This is a genomic window from Agriterribacter sp. (assembly GCF_035444585.1).
GTDB lineage: Bacteria > Bacteroidota > Bacteroidia > Chitinophagales > Chitinophagaceae > Agriterribacter.
Genome location: NZ_DAOMOZ010000349.1, coordinates 1 through 2909 on the forward strand (window position 1 = coordinate 1; position 2909 = coordinate 2909).

3 protein-coding genes are annotated in these 2909 nt (G+C 43.0%); 1 reads left to right on the plus strand and 2 read right to left on the minus strand.

The window, feature by feature from the left end; genetic code table 11:
* Both PLH26_RS21300 and PLH26_RS21305 read right to left on the minus strand, forming a co-directional pair.
* Positions 1-340 (minus strand): hypothetical protein (locus PLH26_RS21300; RefSeq protein WP_324588031.1); only part of this gene is annotated, 340 nt, incomplete at its 3' end.
* A 27-nt stretch (positions 341-367) separates the two neighbouring features.
* Positions 368-577, minus strand: a complete 210-nt coding sequence (locus PLH26_RS21305) for a hypothetical protein (RefSeq protein WP_324588032.1) — start codon at positions 575-577, stop codon at positions 368-370.
* Between the two features lie 341 nt (positions 578-918).
* Here PLH26_RS21305 and PLH26_RS21310 point away from each other — a divergent pair.
* The coding region (locus PLH26_RS21310; RefSeq protein ID WP_324588033.1) for a ligand-binding sensor domain-containing protein at positions 919-2909 on the plus strand (1991 nt) is incomplete at its 3' end.

Below are 2909 nucleotides of genomic sequence, written 5' to 3' on the forward strand. Positions count from 1 at the left end.
GCTTATTCCGTTCTTTCATAGCTGTATATTCGGTAACAAAGCCGCCGGAAATCACATACTGCTTTACATATACCAGCAGATCCTTTACCACGGCGGTCCGGTTACCAACAGCAATGTTTTTAATATGGCGAACACCGTATACATCAACAGACCCGCCCAGTATACTGCTGCATATTTTTTTATCTGCCTCCGTTTGAGCAATTCCCAGCTCCTTTAAGAAATCACCGGTGATCTTGCTAAACGTAAAAGCATAAATAAATAAAGACATAAATGTAAGCAGGCAGAAAACACTGCACACGCGCAGAAGCTTTTTAGCTTTTTTAAACAACTTTTTTTTCATTTTTCTTTTTTTTATTATTGCTGGTTATCACATAAGCAGCCCGGGATAACGCATAAGAAATGAAACATTATCCGTAGCGGCATTTAGGGTATTGCCCGTTTCTACCGGGCGTACCTTTTTTGTCTGTTTTAAAGTATCACCCCGCTGGTGATTGTCATGAGTTAAATTGGCGCCTAACAATAATGGAAACCCCACTACCATCAGCAACACGTTTAAAGCAAATTTTAATTTTTCCATTTCAGATTATTTTATTGTGATGCAAATTTCATTTGGAATACGGAAAACAGAAACCACTTGCTGCATGAACTGCTATAAATAGCGTACAGGCCGGAACAATATCAAATTTGAGCTTACTGATCTGCGAACAGTGTTTCAAACGGCCGGGAAAAGCCCTGTTGAAATCATTATCCGGGAATTTTGGTGCAAGCACATGATGAATGAACCGTGCTATTCGGGGTATGAATTGGGGAATCGTACCACGGGCAGCATACCCAATAATCACTAAAGGATTTACACGCAAGACATTTTAATTTTAAGCGGGTATTATTTACATTTGACCTCTATTAAAATTCCCATACTTGCGGAAGGTATACTGGCTTCTCTTTTGCTTTTTATGTTTCCTGCAAAGCCTGCCTGCACAGGACAGCAGGCTGTATGCATTTACCCACTACACGGTAAAAGACGGATTGGCCAGCTATAATACCCAAAGCGTTGTGCAGGATGAACAGGGTTATATGTGGATAGGTACTATCAATGGCCTGCAACGCTTTGACGGCACCCGTTTTATTACCTTCCGTCATCATCCCGGCGATACCGGTTCGCTGCCTGACAATTATATTTACCAGTTGCATATAGACAGGCAGCAGCAGCTTTGGGTTTTATTGAATAATGGCAAGGTTGGCGTGTTCGATACCCGGCGCTTTCTTTTTAAAGAAGTAAAGATCCGCCTGAGCGACCAGCGTAATCTCAGTGCCATAAGGGGATTAATAGAGGACAGCGAAGGCAACCTTTTTTATGCCATAGACCATAAGGAAGTGCTTACCTTAAACAGAAAAGAAAATGAATTTGCCGCAGTGCACAACCCATTTGATTTACCAGTTAACTGGAACTGGAAGGTGAGCAACGTTGTTGAAGATTCTATCGGGAAAAAATACTGGATAGCAACGGATTCAGGGATGGCGGTATATAACAAGGTTACGCGGCAACTTAGCTACAGGGGACACAATGCAGATAAGGAGCCGTTTATTGAACAATTCGGGCATCTTTCAGGGCTAAGCAATTATGGAGTAGACGCCCAAAGACGCCTGTGGTTCCTGGGCTGGCCTTACACCAGGGAATGGGGGCTCATTTATTGCTATGATCTGCATATACAAAAACCCGTTTTTAAAGATTACAACCTGGTTCCTTTGGTTAAAAATTATTTTGAGCCATCCTGCATCCTTCAGCAAAAAGACGGAACCATATGGCTGGCAGGACTGAACATTTTTGTGAAATACGATGCCCTGCAAAAAAAATTTCAGCAGGTTTACAACGGGTATGTAAATGACCAGGGAATTAGTTATGAAAGGGTAAAATGCCTGTTTGAAGACCGGGAACAAAACATTTGGGTAGCTACAGATAATAACGGGTTATACGTATTCAACCCTTCTATGCAGTTCTTTAACAGCATCAAGCACATCAACCGCAACAGCAGGCAGGACGGACGCGGCGCCTTACTATCTTTTGCTGTTACCAACACCGGCAAATTGTTAACCGGTACGTGGGGAGACGGTTTGTATCAGTACGACAGCAGCCTTAACCCTGTTCCTTTTCATATTAGAGGGATGGATTCGCTTCGTAAATATTCCATATGGGATATGTGTACCCTGAGCGATAAAAAAACGATATGGATGGTAGGGCAGCCTTCAGTAATAATGTTGTACGACCAGGTAGCGCAAAGCATAAAAAAATATCATCCTAAAATATTCAACGGCCGTACCATCAGGCAGGTTGCGGAAGACCGGCTGGGAAATATATGGCTCGGTATGCAAAGCTCCGGCGTGTTTAAATGGACACCCGGCGCCGGTACGAAAAATTTTGAAGAAGGCTTTTATAAGGTTAGCCATATTCCCGATATTAAAATCCAGGGCATTACAGCCGATTCTAAAGGTTTTATATGGATCTGCACGGCAACCGAAGGAATATATAAAATAAACCCTGCGAACGACAGCATTGTTGACCATATTACCACCGCCGGTCCACCCTCAAAAAGACTCCTGAACAATGATGCCATATCGGCGCTGGAATATAACGACAGCATCATGATCTTCCTTACGGGAGCGCTGAATATTTACAATACCCGTACCCATACCATCAGCTATATTACGGCATGGGATGGCTTGCCTTCCGAATCGGCAACCAGCATACAGAAAGACAGGAATGGTTATTTATGGATCGGCTTATTAAGTGGCTTATGCAGGATGAATCTTGAAAAAAAGACCTTTACCCGCTACGACCGGCTTGATGGCATTGCCAATGATAACTTCGATATCGCCTCCCACTATTTGCCCAACGGAAGAATGCTGTTTGG

Coding starts and splice junctions, on each gene's coding strand:
- PLH26_RS21305 (WP_324588032.1), bottom strand. CDS start 577: ATGGAAAAATTAAAATTTGCTTTAAACGTGTTGCTGATGGTAGTGGGG.